Consider the following 18,225-nt stretch of genomic DNA (forward strand, 5'->3'; position numbering starts at 1 on the left):
TCAAACACGACCCATCGCGAAACCCTTCGCGATGTAGTGACGCACGAACCAGATCACGATGGCACCCGGCACGATGGTGAGCACGCCGGCCGCGGCCAGCGTCGCCCAGTCCATGCCCGACGCGCTCACGGTGCGCGTCATGGTCGCCACGATGGGCTTGGCGTTCACGCTGGTGAGCGTGCGCGCCAGCAGCAGCTCGACCCAGCTGAACATGAAGCAGAAGAACGCCGCCACGCCCACGCCGGCCTTGATGAGCGGCAGGAAGATCGTGAGGAAGAAGCGCGGGAAGGAGTAGCCGTCGATGTACGCCGTCTCGTCGATCTCGCGCGGAATGCCGCTCATGAAGCCTTCGAGAATCCACACCGCCAGCGGCACGTTGAACAGCAGGTGCGCGAGCGCCACGCCCAGGTGCGTGTCCATCAGCCCGACCGTGCTGTAGAGCTGGAAGAACGGCAGCAGGAACACCGCGGGCGGCGTCATGCGGTTGGTCAGCAGCCAGAAGAACACGTGCTTGTCGCCCAGGAACGAATAGCGCGAGAAGGCATAGGCCGCCGGCAGCGCCACGGTGAGCGAGATCACCGTGTTGATCGCCACGTAGATCAGGCTGTTGATGTAGCCCGAATACCACGACTCGTCGGTGAAGATGCGCGCGTAGTTCGACCAGGTGAGCTGCTGCGGGAAGAACGAGAAGCTCGAAAGAATCTCCTCGTTCGTCTTGAAGCTCATGTTGATCATCCAGTAGATGGGCAACAGCGCGAACAGGATGTATAGCACCAGGAAGATGCTGCGCTTGTGAAATCTCTTGTCGTTCATTTCTCCACCTCCGCTTCCTGCGTGCCGACCCGCTGCATCCAGTTGTAGAGCACGAAGCAGAACAGCAGGATGATCAGGAAATAGATCAGCGAGAACGCCGCCGCCGGCCCCAGGTCGAACTGGCCCACGGCCTTCTGCGTGAGGTACTGGCTCAGGAAGGTGGTGGCGTTGCCCGGCCCGCCGCCCGTCAGCACGAAGGGCTCGGTGTAGATCATGAAGCTGTCCATGAAGCGCAGCAGCACCGCGATCATGAGCACGCCGCGCATCTTGGGCAGCTGGATGTAGCGGAACACCGCGAACTTGCTGGCGCCGTCGATGCGCGCGGCCTGGTAGTAGGCGTCGGGAATGGAGCGCAGGCCCGCGTAGCACAGCAGCGCCACCAGCGGCGTCCAGTGCCACACGTCCATCACCAGCACGGTGAGCCACGCGTCGGTGGCGCTGCCGGTGTAGTTGTAGTCGATGCCCAGCTTCTGCAGCGCGTGGCCCAGTAGGCCGATATCGGCACGGCCGTAGATCTGCCAGATGGTGCCCACCACGTTCCACGGGATCAGCAGCGACAGCGCCACCACCACCAGCACAGCGGACGACTTCCAGCCCTTGGCCGGCATCGACAGCGCCAGGCCGATGCCCAGCGGAATCTCCACCAGCAGCACCGACAGCGAGAAGCCCAGCTGGCGCCACAGCGCCTGATGCAGCTCGTCGTCGCGCATCACCGCGGCGAACCATTCGGTGCCCACGAACACGCGGCGCTCGGGCGAGATGATGTCCTGCACCGAGTAGTTGACCACCGTCATGAGCGGCACGATGGCCGAGAAGGCCACGCAGACCAGCACCGGCAGCACCAGCCACCAGGCCTTCTGGTTGATCGGTTTGTTGGTGGCGTTCACTGCAATACCTCCGTGCTTCGCACTCCGGTGCGAGCTTGTTTGGGGCGGCCCGGCACTGCGCTCATGCGACCAGCTCCTCATCCTTGTAATAGCAGGTGTGGGTATCGAGCACCCTCACCCACACCGTGTCGCCCACCGCCGGCGAGCGGTCGTCCGAATGCAGGCGCACCTTCAGCAGGCTGCCTCCGGCCTCCACCGTCAGCATCACGTGCGTGCCCACGTCCTGCACCTGCTTCACAACCGCCGGCACGGCGCCGGCAGCGCCCGCGTTCGACAGGCGCAGGTACTCGGGGCGGATGCCGATCTTCAGCGGCCCCTGCGGCAGTTCGCGTGTGGGCACCAGCGGCGTTCCGGCCACTTCGATGGTGCCGTTGCCGCTTTGCGCCGACAGGAAGTTCATGCCCGGCGAGCCGATGAAATGCCCGACGAAGGTGTGGGCCGGCCGCTCGAAGAGCGCGTCGGCGCTGCCCACCTGCACGGCCTTGCCGCGGGTCATGACCACCACCTCTTCCGCGAAGGTGAGCGCCTCGACCTGGTCGTGCGTCACGTAGATCAGCGTGAGCTTCAGCTCGCGGTGGATCTGCTTGAGCTTGCGGCGCAGCTGCCACTTCAGGTGCGGGTCGATCACGGTGAGCGGCTCGTCGAAGAGCACCGCCGACACGTCGCTGCGCACCAGGCCGCGGCCGAGCGAGATCTTCTGCTTGGCGTCGGCCGCGAGGCCGGCGGCGCGCTGGTTGAGCTGGCCGCTCATGTCGAGCATCTCGGCGATCTCGCCGACGCGCTTCTTGATCTGCTCGGCCGGCATCTTGCGGTTGCGCAAGGGGAACGCGAGGTTCTCGGCCACGGTCATGGTGTCGTAGATCACCGGGAACTGGAACACCTGCGCGATGTTGCGCTCCTGCGGCGTCGCGCGCGTCACGTCGCGACCGTCGAAGGTCACGGTGCCCTGCGAAGGCACCAGCAGGCCCGAGATGATGTTGAGCATGGTCGTCTTGCCGCAGCCCGAGGGGCCGAGCAAGGCGTAGGCGCCGCCGTCGCGGAAGCTCATCTTCAGCGGGAGCAGCGCGTAGTCGCTGTCCTGCGTGGGGTTCGGGCGGTAGGCGTGGGCCAGGTCGAGGTCGATGCGTGCCATGGCTAGTCTCCCTTGCGCCACGCGGGCGCCAGCGCCAGCTTTTCACTGGCATCGAACACATAGGCTTGCGACGCGCTGAAGTACAGCGTGAGCGAGGCCCCCAGCTCGAAGCGGTGCACGCCGGTGAGCTGCGCCACCAGCTCGCCGACGGCCGTCTCCACGTGCACGAAGGTGTCGGAGCCCGAGATCTCGGCCAGCTCCACCTTGCCGGGCAGGGCGATGTCGCCCTCCCCCGCATCGACGTTCAGCGCGCTCGCGCGCAGGCCGACGGTGACGGAGCCCGAAACGCTTTCAGGCAAGGGCAGCGCCAGTGCAGGGCCGCCGGCCAGCTGAACGCGGCCGGCCGCGGCCGTGGCGGACAGCAGGTTCATCGGCGGGTCGCTGAAGGCGCGCGCCACGCGCAGCGACTGCGGCGCATGGAACACCTCGGCCGTGGGGCCGTACTGCAGCAGCTCGCCGGCATCCATCACGGCGGTGTAGCCACCCAGCAGCAGGGCTTCGCCGGGCTCGGTGGTCGCGTAGATCACGGTCGAGTCGCCGGTGGCGAAGAGCTGCGTGAGCTCCTCGCGCAGGCCTTCGCGCAGCTTGTAGTCGAGGTTGACCAGCGGCTCGTCGAGCAGCATCAGCGGCGCGTTCTTGGCGAGCGCGCGCGCCAGCGCCACGCGCTGCTGCTGGCCGCCCGAGAGTTCCTGTGGATAGCGGTCGAGGAACATGCCGATGTGCAGCTTGTCGGCCAGCGCCTTCACCCGCGCGTCGATGTTCGATTCGCCGCGCAGCTTGAGCGGCGAGGCGATGTTGTCCGCCACCTTGAGCGACGGGTAGTTGATGAACTGCTGGTAGACCATCGCGACGTTGCGCTCGCGCACCGGCATGCCGGTCACGTCCTTGCCGTCGACCAGCACCTTGCCGGTGGTGGGCGTGTCCAGCCCCGCCATCAGCCTCATCAGGCTGGTCTTGCCGGCCTGCGTGGCGCCCAGGAGCACGGTGACCGCGCCGCTCTTGGGCGCGATGCTCTGCTCGTAGAGCCATGTCTGCGCTCCCACCTTCTTGGTGACGCGCTCGAGTGTCAATTGCATTGGCGCTCTTCCTCTTCTCTTCCCTTGTGTCCGGCCTAGTTGCTGCCGGCGCGGGCTTGTTGCGGCTGTTGCCGCAGCCAGCGCGCGACCTGTTCGCGCTGCTCGGGCGTGTAGTGCAGCCCCAGCTTGGAGCGGCGCCAGAGCACGTCTTCGGCACTCACGGCCCATTCGTTGTCCTGCAGGAAGCGCAGCTCGCGCTCGTGCAGGCCGGGTGCGACTTCGCAGCCCAGGTCGGCCATGGCCTTGGCATCGCCCAGCAGATCGGCGATGCGCGCGCCGTAGGCACGCGCGAGGCGGCGGGCCAGGTGGCTGCCGAGCCACGGATGACGGGCCTGCACGGCTTCGACGAAGCGCTCGAAGTCGTCATCGGGCCGCCTGGCGGCGCCGATCCAGGACGACAGGTCGCCGCCCGCGAGGAAGGCGCCGTCGGTCCAGGCCGGGCGCTGCTGGGCGGACTGGCCCAGCATCCGGCCGACCTCGTCGGCGGCGTCCTCGGCCAGCTTGCGGAAGGTGGTGATCTTGCCGCCCCACACCGACAGCAGCGGCGCGGCCGTGGTGTTCGACTCCAGCATGTAGTCGCGCGTGACGGCCGATGGGTCGCCCGAGTCGTCGTCCAGCAGCGGGCGCACGCCCGAGTAGGTCCACACCACGTCCGAAGGCGCGATGGGCTTCTCGAAGTAGCGGCTGGCCTGGGTGCAGAGGTATTCGACCTCCTCCTGCGCGATGCGCGCGGCGCCGGGGTCGTCGCCGGTGAGCTCGATGTCGGTGGTGCCGATCAGCGTGAACTCGTCCTGGTAGGGAATGGCGAAGATGATCCGCTTGTCGGGGTTCTGGAAGATGTAGGCGTGGTCGTGCTCGAAGAGGCGCGGCACCACGATGTGGCTGCCCTTCACGAGGCGCAGGCTCTTTGTGGCGAGCGCCTCGCCCTTGGCCGACTGGGCCACGCCGCGCAGGAAGGATTCGGCCCACGGCCCCGCGGCGTTGACCACCGCCCGGGCACGCAGCGTGCGCTTGGCTCCGTCGGTGCCCAGCAGGGTGGCGGTCCAGCCGCCGGCGTCGCGCTGGGCATTCACGCAGCGGGTGCGGGTCAGGATCTCGGCGCCACGCGCCTTGGCGTCGAGGGCGTTGAGCACCACCAGGCGCGCATCGTCGACCCAGCCGTCGGAATAGATGAAGCCGCGCTTGTACTGCGCCTTCAGCGGCTTGCCGGCCGCGTGCGCGCGGAGGTCGACGCTGCGCGAACCCGGCAGCACCTCGCGGCGGGCGAGGTGGTCGTACATGAACAGGCCGATGCGGATCATCCACGCCGGTCGCATCGACGGGTCGTGCGGCATCACGAAGCGCAGCGGCCACATGATGTGCGGCGCGCTCTTGAGCAGCACCTCGCGCTCCTGCAGCGCCTTGCGCACCAGCGAGAACTCGTAGTACTCGAGGTAGCGCAGGCCGCCGTGGATCAGCTTGGTGGAGGAAGACGAGGTGTGCGAGGCGAGATCGTCCTTTTCGCACAGCACCACGCGCCAGCCGCGGCCCGCGAGGTCGCGCGCGATGCCGCAGCCGTTGATGCCGCCGCCGACGATCAGCACGTCGCAGTCGGTGGCCGGCGCGGGCGAAGCGGAAGGAATAGCGCTCACAGAAGGTGGGTCCGTTGAAGCGTGACTTTCGTCACTGACGGCGGCCATTGTATTTTCGAGTTTTTTCATTTGGATTCCTTTTGGCGCGATTTTCCTCCGAGTTTTCCCTTAGTTGGATTCGTTTTTGTTCGCTTTAAAGTGACGCGCCGGGTACTCTTGGCCTCAGTCTTCCCGCATTCCACGACGCCTCCGTGAACTCCAATCCCCGTCAGATCAACCTCCTGGACACCGTGCGCGCGCGCGGTTCCGTCACCGTCGAGCAACTGGCCGACATGCTCGGCGTGACCCTGCAGACCGTGCGGCGCGACGTGCAGCGGCTGGCCGACGAGGGGCTTCTCACCCGCTTCCACGGCGGCGTGCGCGTGCCCAGTTCGACCACGGAGAACATCGGCTACCAGCAGCGCGAGACGCTGCACGCCGAAGGCAAGGCGCGCATCGCCCGCCGCGTGGCGCAGCTGGTGCCCAACGACTGCTCGCTGATCCTGAACATCGGCACCACCACCGAGGCCATCGCCAAGGCGCTGCTGCGCCACACGGGCCTGCGCGTGATCACCAACAACCTGAACGTGGCCACCATCCTCAGCGGCAACACCTCGTGCGAGGTGATCGTGGCGGGCGGCTCGGTGCGCCCGCGCGACCGCGCCATCGTGGGCGAGGCCACCATCGATTTCATCCGCCAGTTCAAGGTCGACATCGCGCTCATCGGCGTGTCGAGCATCGAGGCCGACGGCTCGCTGCGCGACTTCGACCTGCGCGAGGTGAAAGTGGCGCAGACCATCATCGCGCAGGCGCGCGAGGTGTGGCTGGCCGCCGACGCGAGCAAGTTCAACCGACCCGCGATGATCCAGCTGGGCACGCTCTCGCAGATCGACCGCCTCTTCACCGACGCCGAGCCGCCCGCGCCCTTCAGCGACCTGCTGAACGCCGCCCAGGTGCGCCTGGAGATCGCGCGCGAGAGCTGAAGACGAACAGAAGGAACAAGAACGAATGACGACCACCTACCTGCTCGCCCTGGACCAGGGCACTTCCAGCTCGCGCAGCATCGTTTTCGACCGCGAGGGCCACATCGTCGCCATCGCCCAGAAGGAGCTGACGCAGATCTACCCGCAGCCGGGCTGGGTCGAGCACGACCCGATGGAAATCTGGCGCAGCCAGCTCGCCACCGCGCGCGAAGTTCTCGTCAAGGCCAAGCTCAAGCCCACCGACATCCACGCCATCGGCATCACCAACCAGCGCGAGACCACCGTGCTGTGGAACCGCGCCACGGGCCAACCGGTGCACCACGCCATCGTCTGGCAGGACCGGCGCGCCGAACCGCTGTGCGCGCAGCTGCGCGACGAAGGCATGACCGACACCATCCGCGAGAAGACAGGCCTGGTGATCGACGCGTATTTCTCCGGTACCAAGCTGCGCTGGCTGCTCGACAACGTGCCCGGCGTTCGCGAGCAGGCCGAGCGCGGCGAGCTCGCCTTCGGCACCGTCGACAGCTGGCTCATGTGGCAGCTCACCGGCGGCAAGGTGCATGTGACCGACGTGAGCAACGCCTCGCGCACCATGCTCTTCAACGTGCACTCCAACGAATGGGACGCCGACCTGCTGAAGGCGCTCGACATTCCCGTCTCGCTGATGCCCAAGGTGCAGCCCTCCAGCTCGCATTTCGCGGACACCGACGCCGCGCTGCTGGGCCACACGCTGCCCATCGGCGGCGTGGCTGGCGACCAGCAGAGCGCCCTCTTCGGCCAGGCCTGCTTCGAGGCCGGCATGGCCAAGAACACCTATGGCACCGGCTGCTTCCTGCTGATGCACACGGGCGGCGAGTTCCAGCCTTCGCACAACGGGCTGCTGGTGACCAGCGCCGCGCAGACCGATGCGAAGCCGCAGTACGCCATGGAAGGCAGCGTGTTCGTCGGCGGCGCCGTTGTGCAGTGGCTGCGCGACGGCCTCAAGGCCATCAAGGGCAGCGCCGAGGTGCAGTCGCTCGCCGAGAGCGTGCCCGACGCGGGCGGCGTGATGATGGTGCCGGCCTTCACCGGCCTGGGCGCCCCCTACTGGGACGCCGACGCGCGCGGCACGATCACCGGCCTCACGCGCGGGACCACCGTGGCGCACATCGCGCGCGCCGCGCTGGAAAGCATCGCCTACCAGAGCGCAGCGCTGCTGCAGGCCATGAGCCGCGACGCGGTGGCCGCCGGCGGCAAGCCCGTTGCCGAGCTGCGCGTGGATGGCGGCGCCAGCGTGAACGACCTGCTGATGCAGTTCCAGGCCGACCTGCTGGGCATTCCGGTGGTGCGGCCCGAAGTCATCGAGACCACCGCGCTGGGCGCCGCCTACCTGGCGGGGCTTTCGACCGGCGTCTACACCGACGCGCGGCAGCTGTCGAAGCTGTGGAAGATCGAGCGGCGCTTCATGCCGACCATGGGCCGCGCCCAGGCCGAGGAATCGATGGCGCGCTGGGAGCGCGCCGTGCGGCAGGCCACGGCGACCTGATCCGCTGCCTGCGGCCTACCAGCCCCAGACGAGGCGCCGCTGCACCCAGCCGGTGGCGCCGCCTTCGTGCCGCACCTTGAGCCAGTCGCCGCGCCGCTCGATGGTGCGCAGCACGTCGCCATAGCCCGCCCTCTTCACCACCGGGCTGCGCACGCCGGGCGCGCGGCGGAGGTTGGCCGATTGGGCCTTCACCACATGGTGCGGCGTCTTGTTGGTCATCGGGCGGAAGACCCAGGCCTTGTCACCCTCGAAGTCGCTCACCCTGAGCCAGTCGCCCTTCCTGCCGATCACGCGGAACGGATAGCCCCTGGTCACCGTCCAGTGCGACTCGTAGCGCTGGCCGGGGCCGGTGCGCATGTTTAGCGTCTTGACGGCAGCGCTGACCATCTGGGTCTGCGCGGCGGTCGCGGAAGGCAGTGCCACCCACGAAAGAGCGAAAGCAAGCAGGAGCGCGGAGAGCCGGCTGAATCTGAGCATGGAGCGGAGGTTCCTTTCTGTATGCAGAACAGTGAAAAGCCCGTCTGGGCACCAGAGGCCCGATAAGTTCCGCGGGGATATCCCTGAGTGCACCTTCCGGCCAAAGGGCCTCGCCGGCATCGGGGCACTGGAGGCTGCCGCGCAAGCCCAAGGGCAGAATGCGCCCGCCCTTCCCGACTCGCCTCGCCGCCTGCTTGACCACCCTGCCCCAACAAGCTTCTCCGTCGCGCAACGCGCTGCTCGCCTGCTGCGTGGTCGGCGCGACATTGCTGGCCCTCATCGCACTCGGCCATGACGGCCGCCGCATCGCGCAGCTCGCTGTGCTCGCATTGCCGATGGTGCTGTGGCTCGCGTGGCCGCTGCGCAGTGCACGCATACGGCGCGTTCGCACGCTGCTGGTATGGCTCTGGGCGATGGGCTTCGCGCTCGACGGCGCAGTGCGCGCCTATCTGCTCGACACCTACCAGGCCGCGCCAGACGGCGCGATGGTGCTGGGCGCCGCGGCCAACACCAATGCACGCGAAGGCGCCGAGTACCTGTGGATGCATTGGCGCTCGGCCGCCGTGTGGGGTGCTGTGCTGGTCGTGGCAGGCGTGCTCGTGGGCATGTTCGCTCGGCGCGGCGCCGTCGCGAGCACGACTGTCTCAGCCCGGCCTTCGCGATGGATGGTGGCGCTGATCGCGCTGCTGCTTCTGCTCTCGTGCGTGGCCTACGCCAGCAAGCCCTGGCGCAGGCTGCATCCGGCGATCTTCTGGACGCAGTGGATCGACTCCCTCCACGCGCTGCGCTCCGCCTGGGCCGACCAGCAGAAACAGCGCGACCGCCTGATGGCGCAGGCCAAGGCCATCGCGCCCGTCATCACGCAGTCCGGACCTTCCACCGTGGTGCTGGTCATCACCGACAGCATCAACCGCGACAACATGGCCCTCTACGGCTACGGCCGCCCCACCACGCCGCGCCTGCTCGCGCACAAGGCGCAGACCGGCGACCAGATGGCGGTGCTGAAGAACGCATGGTCGGTGGACGCCAGCACCCTGCCCGCGCTGCGCAACATGTTCCACTTCGGCCTGCCCGAAGCCGAGAACCCGCCCCACGTGCTGGCACTCGCTCGCGCCGCCGGCTACAAGGTCTGGTGGATCAGCAACCACGACGACCTCGCCATCGAACAGCAGCACGCTCGCCTTGCCGACGTCGTCGATATGGTCAACCGCACCCCGGGCCGCGCGAGCGCCTCGCTCGACGGCGAGATCCTCGACTGCGTGCAGGAAGCACTGGCCGACACCAGCACCGACCGTAAGCTCATCGTCGTCCACCTGATGGGCGCGCACCCGCACTACAGCCTGCGCTTTCCCGAGAACGCCAATCCCTTTGACGACAACGTCGATGCGGTGGAGAACGGTTTGGTCAAGGATGGGCGCTCGGCCTGGGTGCGGCGCTTTCGGCAAGAGTACGACGCAGCGCTGCTGTATCACGACTTCGTGGTGTCGGAGCTGCTGCAGCAGACGCGCGCCCCGGGCAAGCAGGGCGAATACCGCGCGTGGATGTATCTGTCGGACCATGGGCAGGAGGTCGGCCATGTGAGCGACCGCGCGGGACACAGTCCATCGACTGCTTCGGGCTACCGAATTCCGGCCGTCGTGTGGCGCAATCGGGAGCCGCTACCGCAGGATGCAGCGCTGCAGCCGTTTCGCGCGGACTGGGCAGGGTGGACCTTGATGGAGCTGCTGGGCATCCGATGGAACGGGCAACAGTCCGAGCGGGATGTGCTGGCGGACTCCTATCGGTGGGAGCCGCCGGGAATTCCGGTGAAGGTGGAGTCGTTCGAGCGGTAGTCTTTCGAAGCGATACGTGCGGGCTTCGGCCGGGTCGATGGAGTCCGCTCCAAAGAGCCTGCTTCGAAGGGCCCAAAAAGCACTGTTAACTTCTGGCGCTTTTAAAGAGCCGCTCCAAGCGGCTGCCCAGGCCAACGAGCAACAACGGCGCGACGACGAGAAGCGCCGACCCGACTATCAGCTGCTCCGTCGTACTCGAGGGGGGCCTCAGTTGGAGCATCTGGAGGATCTGTGGCGCGGCCCTCCAATAGGCAGCTACCCACGCTATCCACAACGTCATGAAGGAAATCTTGCCCCACCCCCTCCAGGCTGGCGCTCGCCAAGACCCGAAGATCGCGAATACTGCTCTTCCATAAAAAGTGTCGACCAGAAGGAAGAGCCCCACCACCCATACCGAGAACAGAATTCGCCACTCCTGGTATTGCACGGGCAATGCAACGAGCGCGACCGCAGCGGCCCCAATGATCAGCGAGGCTGAATGCTTCGATGCGAGCTGCATGAAGAGGTAGGGGAAGCCAACGGTGAAGCGCAGTACACGCGTCAGTTCCGTGCCTATAGCCAACCAGCCAACGCCGTTGCCGAGAAGACGGCGCCGTTGCGCGGTCTCCTGCATGACTTGCCAATATCTTTCGATGTTCTGCCCATAGGCAACATATGCCGCGCGGGCCGCGAAAAACCAAGTTGCGCCTGCACTCGCGGCCGTCCACGGCAGACCAGCAAAAACAGGCAGCGAAAAGGTGCCTGCGATACACAGGATCAATATCGCAGGCATTGCTCCAGTAGCACCTGTGCTGGGGCGCCTGGTCCTCCGCTTGCGGTAAAGATAGGAGACGAGTGGCCGAAGGCAGATCAAGAGGAGGAGGCTGAACGCCAGAACCAGCATCTGCATCGTTCCGTCGCTTGGTATCGTCGGCAGCCTCGTCGTCTCCAGCAGCAAGCAGATGCACGTTGTGCATAGCATGCCAATCGGCAGAAGCCAGTCCCATATGTTCGCCGGAGAAGATGGGTAGTCGACGATCGAGCTGGCTTTCAACTTAACCACCGCGCAAACCAGCGCGGAAGCGCCCATGCCAATAAACCCAACGGCCAGAAGCTCACGCATCCAGGACGACACGACGTATCCGCCCATCTGCTCGCCAATCAAGCACAACAAGAACACAAGTCCACCGCGCGCCCAACCTGCGGCGTGAAGCGCGATGCGGCATCGACTGTCCTGAATACCGGGAACTCCAAGCGCACGGCGCTGGCTCGATGTCAATTCGGACCACAGACGACTCAGCCCGCTCTGCGCAAAGAGCGCGAAAGCCCAAAGCTGGACAGTGCTCAGTTGCTGAGCCAACTGTCCAAGTTCCACCACCTGTGCGTAGCGCTGTTGGATCACATTCCGTCGCGCGAAATAGAGTTCCGAGCGACTCAGCCGCTCTTCCAGGGCGATGGCCCCTTGTCGCCCCAGCAACTGCGAAGCGCGGAAATCGTTGCCCCATTCGAAATAGCGATCCATCGCCTCCATCAGGAGGATTGGCATTTCCTCCGTGCTGATGACCAGTTGCGCGAACAACCGATTTGCCTCAGGGCGTTGCGATAGCGGCAATGCATCGAGTTCTCGCTGTAGTGCTGGCCAAGCGTCGATGCATGCCTGGTCGCCGTTGTCGCGGATCTGCCGCGCGACTCGCTGCACCAGATCGTGCGGATCTACCGGCAAATCGGCTTGGTCTTGAGCGGGCCGGGATTCAGCATGCTCTGGATCGCTTTCTTTGGAACTTGCCTCCTCCTCGCTGGCAGATTCACTCCGAGCTTTTTGCGCGCTCCAGCCCTCGTCGAGGCTTTCCGTGGTTACCGGCTCCTGCTGTCGTACGTGATCGGCGACGGGACGGTGTTGGCTGAATGCGGTCTCGTCTTGCCTGTCGATGGCATCCGGCATCGATCCGCTCCGGCTAGCGCCCGAGTCGTTCTCAAGAGCGTCGGACTCAGCTTCGTGCTTCTTGAACTCAGCCCATTTCACGACCTGGATCTGAATGCCGCCTGCATAGCCCTGCTCACTATGCGCCGGGTACGTAACGGGCGTCGTCGCTGCTGTCTTCGTCGTATGCAGGCCCGACTTGGCATAGCTCTGCGCCCCCTCGTAGGCGCTGCGCAGGGCCTGATAGGCTGCAGCATCATCGTCAGGTCGAGTGACCTTGAGCCGCGTGGCATAGGCCTTCTTGATAGAGATGAGGTCATCGGTCGCCTCAATGCCCAGCGTTCGCCAGATGCTCACAGCACGAAACCCTTGTCGATGCTGTCAAGGTAGGTCCTGAATTCGCCGCGTACCTGCTTGATGACATGTTCGTCCTGGGAGTCGAGCACGGCTTCAAATTGGCCGAGTACTCGTGCGATGTCCTGACGAGCATTCCCAAGGCGGTCCTCGTACAAGCGCTTGGCGCGCTCGACCAGGTATGCGTTCTCCTGCTTGTCGCGCGGATGGACCTTGAGCACCCGGAGCTTTTCGAGTGCGACCTTGATCTGGTCGCTTGTCATCACATCGGTATTGCGCTGGATCACACTCTGGACCGTAACGCCCGTGGCAGGCACATGCGCTTCGACTTCCAGCAGTCCGTTGACGTCGTAGGTGAAACGCACGTTCACGGTGACTTCGCCGCGCGGCCGGGGCGGAACGGCGACATCGAGCGTCCCCAACTGCAAGTTGTCCAAGCCGCGGGGTGACTCGCCCTGACGAACATCGAGCCTGATGGTGGTCTGCCGGTCCTGCACTGTCGAGAACGGGTGGACTCGGGACAGGGGCACAGGACTGTTTCGTTCGATGATGGGATGAAAGCGGTCGTTGTAGCGACGGCCATCGACTTCCTCGGTCGTGACGATACCTAGCGAATAGGGCATCACATCGGTCAGGACCACCTCATCGAGTGCCGCGTCGCGGGTCTTGAGCGCGGCCTGGATTGCCGCGCCGCGGGCAATGGTTTCGTCCGGGTTGATGGTGCGCAACGGCAGTCGCGAGAACAACCGGGTGACGAGTTGCCGAATCATCGGCATGCGGCTGGCACCGCCGACGAGCACCACCTCACTGAGCGCACCGGGGTCGAGTTTGGCATCCATCAGGGCACGCTCCAGCGGGCGGCGCAATCGCTGAAGAAGACCAGCGCAACGGCTCTCGTACTCCGTACGAGTGACCTCCAACACATGTCGACGGTCATCGCGTTGCAGGACCAGGTTGGCGGTCTCGTTGTCGCTCATATCTCGCTTGGCTTGCTCGGCAGCGTGCCAGAGCGCGCGATCGACCTCGATGGCATCCCTGTCCGCGCGAGTCAGGCCCGGCGTCTTCTCCAGGAACCAGTCGGCGAGCACCTGCACGAAGTCTTCGCCTCCCAACCGGGTATCGCCTGCGCTGGCGCGCACTTCCACAACGCCCTCGAAATACTCCAGCACCGAGACGTCGAAGGTGCCGCCGCCCAAGTCAAAGACGAGAAATGTCGAATGGTCGGCACGCTCCTGCAGGCCGTAGGCAAGTCCTGCGGCGGTGGGTTCATTCAGCAGCCGTTCCACCTTGAGGCCGGCAATCTGGCCGGCGGCCTGCGTGGCCTTGCGCTGCACATCGTTGAAGTAGGCCGGGACCGTGATGACGGCTTCAGTGACTGGCTGGCCGAGCCAGGCCTCGGCATCTGACTTGAGCGCGCCGAGGACCAGGGCACTCAGTTCTTCGGCACGCAGACTGCGATGCCCAAGTTGAACCCGGTGATCCGTGCCCATCCAGCGTTTGAACATCGTGGCCGTGTGTTGTGGCGCCGTGGCCATCCGCTCGCGCGCGGGAAGACCCACCAACATGCTGCCGTCGTCCAGCAGGCTCACCGCGGACGGCGTCAGGAAATGGCCCAGCGAATTCGGGATGAGTTCGGTCTGTCCGTTGCGAAACACGCTGACGAGGCTGTTGGTCGTGCCCAAGTCAATTCCAACAATCACTTTCTTCCTCACTTCTCTTGCGTTGTTGCGAACCCGTCACCGCCCCCTGCATTCCGCCACAGCATGAATTCGCTCGATCCAGTCAGTCATTTGCCGTCTCGGAAGCGAGAAGAGTCTCATGGGTTGGTGCGGAGGACGCCCGAATCAGGTCTTGGCTGCAGGGCGCAGCGCGTCTGCGGTTGTTGGTGCCCGCTTGATGCGCGGCTCTAGCCGGGAAAGGACATCGTCGGTAGCGAACGTCTTCTCGTCCATATCCTTGAGATCGGATCTCAACTCGACGAGTATCGAGCGCACCGGCTGCGCAGGCCCAGGGCCACTGGACGGGATGTAGATAAACAAGGGTGCCTGGCTCTTCACCATCGTCGGCGGCGCCCGGAACACAGGCACGGCGCCTGCGGTTCGCTGCACGTGGGGGTCTTGAGCCGCAACGATCTGGTCGCCTTCGCGCTGCGGATGCAGCGCTACCTGACTGACTTCCACATCAGCCAACGGGCTCATCTGCCCAAAGACATCGTCGCCTGCAAGAACCGTGGTGTCGACCGAGCCTTCGACGATCTTGAACGCCGGCGCGCCAGCCTCTTTCGCGATCTGCGCGGTGCGATAGAGCACGAACGCATCGGCCCATCGCAACGGCGTGCGTGACGAACCCGTGAAGCGCACCCGATACAGCTGGTCGGACAACTTGCTGCTTGCATAGCCAAAGTTGTTTCCGCCTGCCCCGGCCTCCCGGTATTGCGTCGGAGCGACACAGGCAGCCAATGCAACTGCTGCAACCAGCGTTGCAGCCATCTTCGTGAACATGAGTTTTCTCCCCGAATACTGAGCAGTCGATCTGTTGCGGCGTGGTTCAGAAGCTTGCATTGAGATTGAAGCCCATCGTGACCTTCGCGGTGCGATAGCCCTCCGGCTTGCTGATCGGCGCACCGACGAAGAAGTCGTAGCTCAGCTTGCTCCACTGGCCGCGAACACCGATGACGGCGCCGGCAAGGCTGCGGCCGAGCAGATCGACCGTCGAGCGGCCACCGACGTGACCGTAGTCGGCACCGACGTACAGCTCCGCCCCGCTTTGACCCACCGCCCATCCAATGTCGTTGCGGATGAGCCAGCCGCGCTCGCCCATCAGGCTCGTCTCTCCATCGAAGCCGCGCACCGTGTAGCGCCCGCCGATGGCGAAGCGGTCCTGCGGCGTGAGCGGCGTGCGATTCCACTGGGCGCGGATCAGGCCGGAGTAGCGCAGCTTCTGCTCGCCCAGCTTGAACGGCGCATTGAGGCTGATGTCGGCGGTATAGAGCTTCAGGCGCGAAGTGCCCTCGCCGAACTCCTCTTCCGGCGCGACGCGCGAGCCCAAGCCACCGGTGCCGCGCTTGTAGGCCAGCGTGCCTTCGAGCGTCGCCTCGCCGATGTATTCCTTGTGATTGAGGCTGAGCTCCCAGCCGCCGACCACGCGGTGCTGCACCTCGACCTCGGTGTCGTCCACGAAGTTGCGCGACTCGCGGCGCCAGCCCTTGATCGCCACGCTCGTCTTGCGGCTCTGGTCGCGGTAGACGAGACGCGAGAGCTTGACCTCGGCGTTGTTGGTCTTGCCGGCGTAGACGTAGTCCTGGTTCAGGCCGGCCACGCTCTGGTGGTACTGGCTGTTCGAGGCCGTGAGGCCCAACAGCCAGTAGCCGTACGGCAGCGAGTAATGAACGGTCTGGCCTTCGGTGCCCTTGGCCGGATCGCCGAAGACGTGGTTGTTGATGTTGTGGTTGGCGCTGACGTAGAACAGGTCGTTCAGGCCGAAAGGGTTGTCCAGGGACAGCGTGGCGCCGGCCTGGTAGCGGCCGGTGGCTTCGGTGCCGCTGTCGTCCAGGCTCAGGGTGACGCGCCACTTCTTGGACTGGACGTACTTGACGACGAGGTCGCTGTCGCCGGGCTTGGCGTTGGGGGCGGTTGAAGGTTCGATCTGGATGTCGGCTTCGGCGGTAGGCGCGCGCTTGAGGTTCTCCAGGCCCTGCTCGATGTCGCGCAGGTTCAGAAGGTCGCCGGCACGCGCGGGAATGGCCGTAGCCAGCAAGGCGGAGCTGCCGAACAGGATGGAAGACGAGTCAGGCGTCAACCGGATGGCTGCGATGCGGCCAGGCAGCAGCGAGAGAGTCAGCGTGCCGGTGGATAGATCCTGCGGAGCAGCGAGGACCCGGGTGGTGACGAAGCCTCGGGCGATGACGGCTTGCTGGGCGCGGGCGAGGACAACGTTGACGCCGGTTGTGCCGAGGCAGCGGCCGATGGGGGAATCGTTGCCTTCGGGACCGGGCAGATCGGCCACAGCCCATTGGAAAGACTCGGACTGTTCGCCAACCAGCAACACGCGGTCGATGCGAAAGCACGGCGACTCGGATTCAGGAACGTGCTGGGCCGGCGCCGGCGGCGCAGCCTGTGGACGCTGGTCGACAGTGCGTTCGTTCTGCTCGCGCAGGGCGCGTTCACGCTCTTGCTGGCGCTGTTGCTCGACGAAAGGTTGAGGCGTGCTGGGAACTTGGGCGGACGCGATTGCCGGCAGCGTGGCGGCTACTGCCACCATTGCATAGCTCTTCATTGCGATGACGTTCAGCGCGTAGGCGCTGGGCAGCCGGGAATGTTCTGCGCCTCAACCGGCTGAGGTGCGTCGGGATCGGTCGCGTCCATGACCGCGAGACGGCAGGTCATGTCCTTTGCCCAAACGAACTCGACGGTATAGGCGCGGTTCTCCACCGGCGTGAAGCGCGCGGTCACCGGACCGCAACTGCCGGAGCGGAAGGCCATGCCCGCACCGCTCGTGCTCCAGATACCGATGCCGCGGATCTGTATCGGTTGTCCTGGCTTTGCTTCGTGAGCCAGATAAGGCTCGGCCCGCGTGCCGACACGCGTGGCGCGCGCAATCCAGGGGTAGACGACGCCGTTGCCCGTGTAGGTTGCCGCGCCCAGGTGCTGAAAACCCTGGCAAGACGCCTCGGCGGTGCTGACGGCGAACTGGGCGTTGGACGCCGTACCGGCAGCGCCAAAAGTGCGCATGACCAGTTTGGCAGTGCCGGGCTCGATGTCCTTCAATTCGTTGTAGCCGGTGTTGGCGCGGACATCCGCGAGTGCGGCTTCGGGGTTGATTTGCGAGTAGGTGCACCCGCCGACCGCAATCACGGCCAAGCATAGCGGCAACGTGGCGAGCCGAGCACGCCTTTTTGATTTTTTCATTCTGCTCCCTGTAAAAACGAAATCCCCATTTTTGGTTCACGCGAGGGTTGAAACGGTTCTCTCAAAAAATCCCCTACCAGATTCCTCTGATATAGCTCGCACCTCAGCCCAAGAAATTGGAAAAACCTAAAACCCATTCCCTAGTTTATTCATTCAACCCTCTCTAGCAGGTTGCCAAAATTCTGATTTCTACGCAAGAATACGCCCCAAACAGGGCTGTCCTGCTTTTTACGTGTTTCAAAAAATCACCTGAATTTGCTTCCATGAGGTTAATGATCTCCGTTGCAGGCAACCAAACCAGCGTTTCATTGGAAAACGATTTCAGGAATTCACCTTCGATAATTGCAAGTCGATGGAAAAATCGTTCCGCTCATCATCCCCCAATTCAGACAGCATTTTTTCCAAATCATTATTTCTTAGAATATCTGAAATTTCATGACGAAGCTTCGCTTCAAAGTTACCATCTCCTCGCCCCCCCAACATGACCAACAAAAAAACGCGAAACATGAGCGCCTCAATGGCTGGGCAGTTTTCTACAAACTCCCACTGGGATTCATGAAATGCGTGCTGATACTCGTCAGCGTATTTCCAATTAGCCCCATAGTGCCCTTTGAGAGCACGTCGACAAATAGTGTGGCAATAATCCCAAGTCCACCACTGCATCAACCTGTATGGAATACGTTCGGAATCGGGCCAAATATCATTTTCAAAATCATATTTCACAATAAA

Annotated in this window: 15 protein-coding genes; 3 read left to right on the forward strand and 12 right to left on the reverse strand. The window is 64.6% G+C overall.

Translation table 11 applies throughout. The features are described 5' to 3' along the window. The 5 genes from ABL838_RS19600 to glpD all read right to left on the reverse strand — a co-directional run bounded on the left by ABL838_RS19600 (position 1) and on the right by glpD (position 5,608). Positions 1-813: a carbohydrate ABC transporter permease gene (locus ABL838_RS19600; protein WP_418121554.1), complete on the reverse strand. Its 813-nt coding sequence runs from the start codon at positions 811-813 to the stop codon at positions 1-3. After that, on the reverse strand, positions 810-1,700 hold the full coding sequence (locus tag ABL838_RS19605) for a carbohydrate ABC transporter permease (RefSeq protein WP_418121555.1): 891 nt from the start codon (positions 1,698-1,700) through the stop codon (positions 810-812). The genes ABL838_RS19600 and ABL838_RS19605 overlap by 4 nt, the downstream gene beginning before the upstream one ends. Positions 1,701-1,761: 61 nt before the next feature. Then, entirely contained in the window at positions 1,762-2,832 is a 1,071-nt protein-coding gene (locus tag ABL838_RS19610; RefSeq protein ID WP_184641259.1) for an ABC transporter ATP-binding protein, read from the reverse strand. Between the two features lie 2 nt (positions 2,833-2,834). Continuing rightward, complete coding sequence (locus ABL838_RS19615) at positions 2,835-3,908, reverse strand: ABC transporter ATP-binding protein (RefSeq protein WP_418117005.1); 1,074 nt, start codon at positions 3,906-3,908, stop codon at positions 2,835-2,837. A gap of 35 nt (positions 3,909-3,943) precedes the next feature. Continuing rightward, entirely contained in the window at positions 3,944-5,608 is a 1,665-nt protein-coding gene (glpD, locus tag ABL838_RS19620; protein WP_418121557.1) for a glycerol-3-phosphate dehydrogenase, read from the reverse strand. Between the two features lie 122 nt (positions 5,609-5,730). Here glpD and ABL838_RS19625 point away from each other — a divergent pair, with 122 nt between their 5' ends. Both ABL838_RS19625 and glpK read left to right on the forward strand, forming a co-directional pair. Next, positions 5,731-6,501 carry a DeoR/GlpR family DNA-binding transcription regulator gene (locus ABL838_RS19625; protein ID WP_418117007.1) on the forward strand — a complete coding sequence of 257 codons (771 nt, stop codon included), beginning with the start codon at positions 5,731-5,733 and terminating at the stop codon, positions 6,499-6,501. A 25-nt stretch (positions 6,502-6,526) separates the two neighbouring features. Continuing rightward, positions 6,527-8,026 carry a glycerol kinase GlpK gene (gene glpK, locus ABL838_RS19630; RefSeq protein WP_418121558.1) on the forward strand — a complete coding sequence of 500 codons (1,500 nt, stop codon included), beginning with the start codon at positions 6,527-6,529 and terminating at the stop codon, positions 8,024-8,026. A 15-nt stretch (positions 8,027-8,041) separates the two neighbouring features. Here the strand turns inward: glpK and ABL838_RS19635 are convergent, their stop codons facing one another. Beyond that, positions 8,042-8,503, reverse strand: coding sequence for an SH3 domain-containing protein (locus tag ABL838_RS19635; protein WP_126021787.1), 462 nt, complete (start codon positions 8,501-8,503; stop codon positions 8,042-8,044). A gap of 158 nt (positions 8,504-8,661) precedes the next feature. Between ABL838_RS19635 and ABL838_RS19640 the strand changes: the two genes are divergently transcribed. Then, positions 8,662-10,335 carry a phosphoethanolamine transferase gene (locus ABL838_RS19640; RefSeq protein ID WP_418121559.1) on the forward strand — a complete coding sequence of 558 codons (1,674 nt, stop codon included), beginning with the start codon at positions 8,662-8,664 and terminating at the stop codon, positions 10,333-10,335. Positions 10,336-10,420: 85 nt separating this feature from the next. Here the strand turns inward: ABL838_RS19640 and ABL838_RS19645 are convergent, their stop codons facing one another. The 6 genes from ABL838_RS19645 to ABL838_RS19670 form a co-directional block, all read right to left on the reverse strand. Next, positions 10,421-12,592, reverse strand: a complete 2,172-nt coding sequence (locus ABL838_RS19645) for a hypothetical protein (RefSeq protein WP_418121560.1) — start codon at positions 12,590-12,592, stop codon at positions 10,421-10,423. Next, positions 12,589-14,289 carry an Hsp70 family protein gene (locus tag ABL838_RS19650; protein ID WP_418125884.1) on the reverse strand — a complete coding sequence of 567 codons (1,701 nt, stop codon included), beginning with the start codon at positions 14,287-14,289 and terminating at the stop codon, positions 12,589-12,591. Before ABL838_RS19650 ends, ABL838_RS19645 begins: the two co-directional genes overlap by 4 nt. 144 nt (positions 14,290-14,433) lie before the next feature. Next, a complete protein-coding gene (locus tag ABL838_RS19655; RefSeq protein WP_418121561.1) occupies positions 14,434-15,090 on the reverse strand; it encodes a CC0125/CC1285 family lipoprotein in 657 nt (218 codons plus the stop codon). Positions 15,091-15,136: 46 nt separating this feature from the next. Then, positions 15,137-16,864, reverse strand: a complete 1,728-nt coding sequence (locus tag ABL838_RS19660) for a ShlB/FhaC/HecB family hemolysin secretion/activation protein (RefSeq protein WP_418121562.1) — start codon at positions 16,862-16,864, stop codon at positions 15,137-15,139. An 11-nt stretch (positions 16,865-16,875) separates the two neighbouring features. Then, positions 16,876-17,496 (reverse strand): hypothetical protein, encoded by a 621-nt coding sequence (locus ABL838_RS19665; protein ID WP_418121563.1) that lies wholly within the window; start codon positions 17,494-17,496, stop codon positions 16,876-16,878. A 321-nt stretch (positions 17,497-17,817) separates the two neighbouring features. Then, positions 17,818-18,219: a hypothetical protein gene (locus tag ABL838_RS19670; RefSeq protein WP_418121564.1), complete on the reverse strand. Its 402-nt coding sequence runs from the start codon at positions 18,217-18,219 to the stop codon at positions 17,818-17,820. Positions 18,220-18,225 lie beyond the last annotated feature (6 nt).

The organism is Variovorax sp. 160MFSha2.1, from assembly GCF_048305075.1.
In the GTDB taxonomy this organism is placed as follows: domain Bacteria; phylum Pseudomonadota; class Gammaproteobacteria; order Burkholderiales; family Burkholderiaceae_C; genus Variovorax; species Variovorax guangxiensis.

Coding starts and splice junctions, on each gene's coding strand:
- glpK (WP_418121558.1), top strand. CDS start 6,527: ATGACGACCACCTACCTGCTCGCCCTGGACCAGGGCACTTCCAGCTCG.
- ABL838_RS19615 (WP_418117005.1), bottom strand. CDS start 3,908: ATGCAATTGACACTCGAGCGCGTCACCAAGAAGGTGGGAGCGCAGACA.
- ABL838_RS19660 (WP_418121562.1), bottom strand. CDS start 16,864: ATGAAGAGCTATGCAATGGTGGCAGTAGCCGCCACGCTGCCGGCAATC.
- ABL838_RS19635 (WP_126021787.1), bottom strand. CDS start 8,503: ATGCTCAGATTCAGCCGGCTCTCCGCGCTCCTGCTTGCTTTCGCTCTT.
- ABL838_RS19665 (WP_418121563.1), bottom strand. CDS start 17,496: ATGAAAAAATCAAAAAGGCGTGCTCGGCTCGCCACGTTGCCGCTATGC.
- ABL838_RS19640 (WP_418121559.1), top strand. CDS start 8,662: ATGCGCCCGCCCTTCCCGACTCGCCTCGCCGCCTGCTTGACCACCCTG.
- ABL838_RS19600 (WP_418121554.1), bottom strand. CDS start 813: ATGAACGACAAGAGATTTCACAAGCGCAGCATCTTCCTGGTGCTATAC.
- ABL838_RS19655 (WP_418121561.1), bottom strand. CDS start 15,090: ATGTTCACGAAGATGGCTGCAACGCTGGTTGCAGCAGTTGCATTGGCT.
- ABL838_RS19610 (WP_184641259.1), bottom strand. CDS start 2,832: ATGGCACGCATCGACCTCGACCTGGCCCACGCCTACCGCCCGAACCCC.
- glpD (WP_418121557.1), bottom strand. CDS start 5,608: ATGAAAAAACTCGAAAATACAATGGCCGCCGTCAGTGACGAAAGTCAC.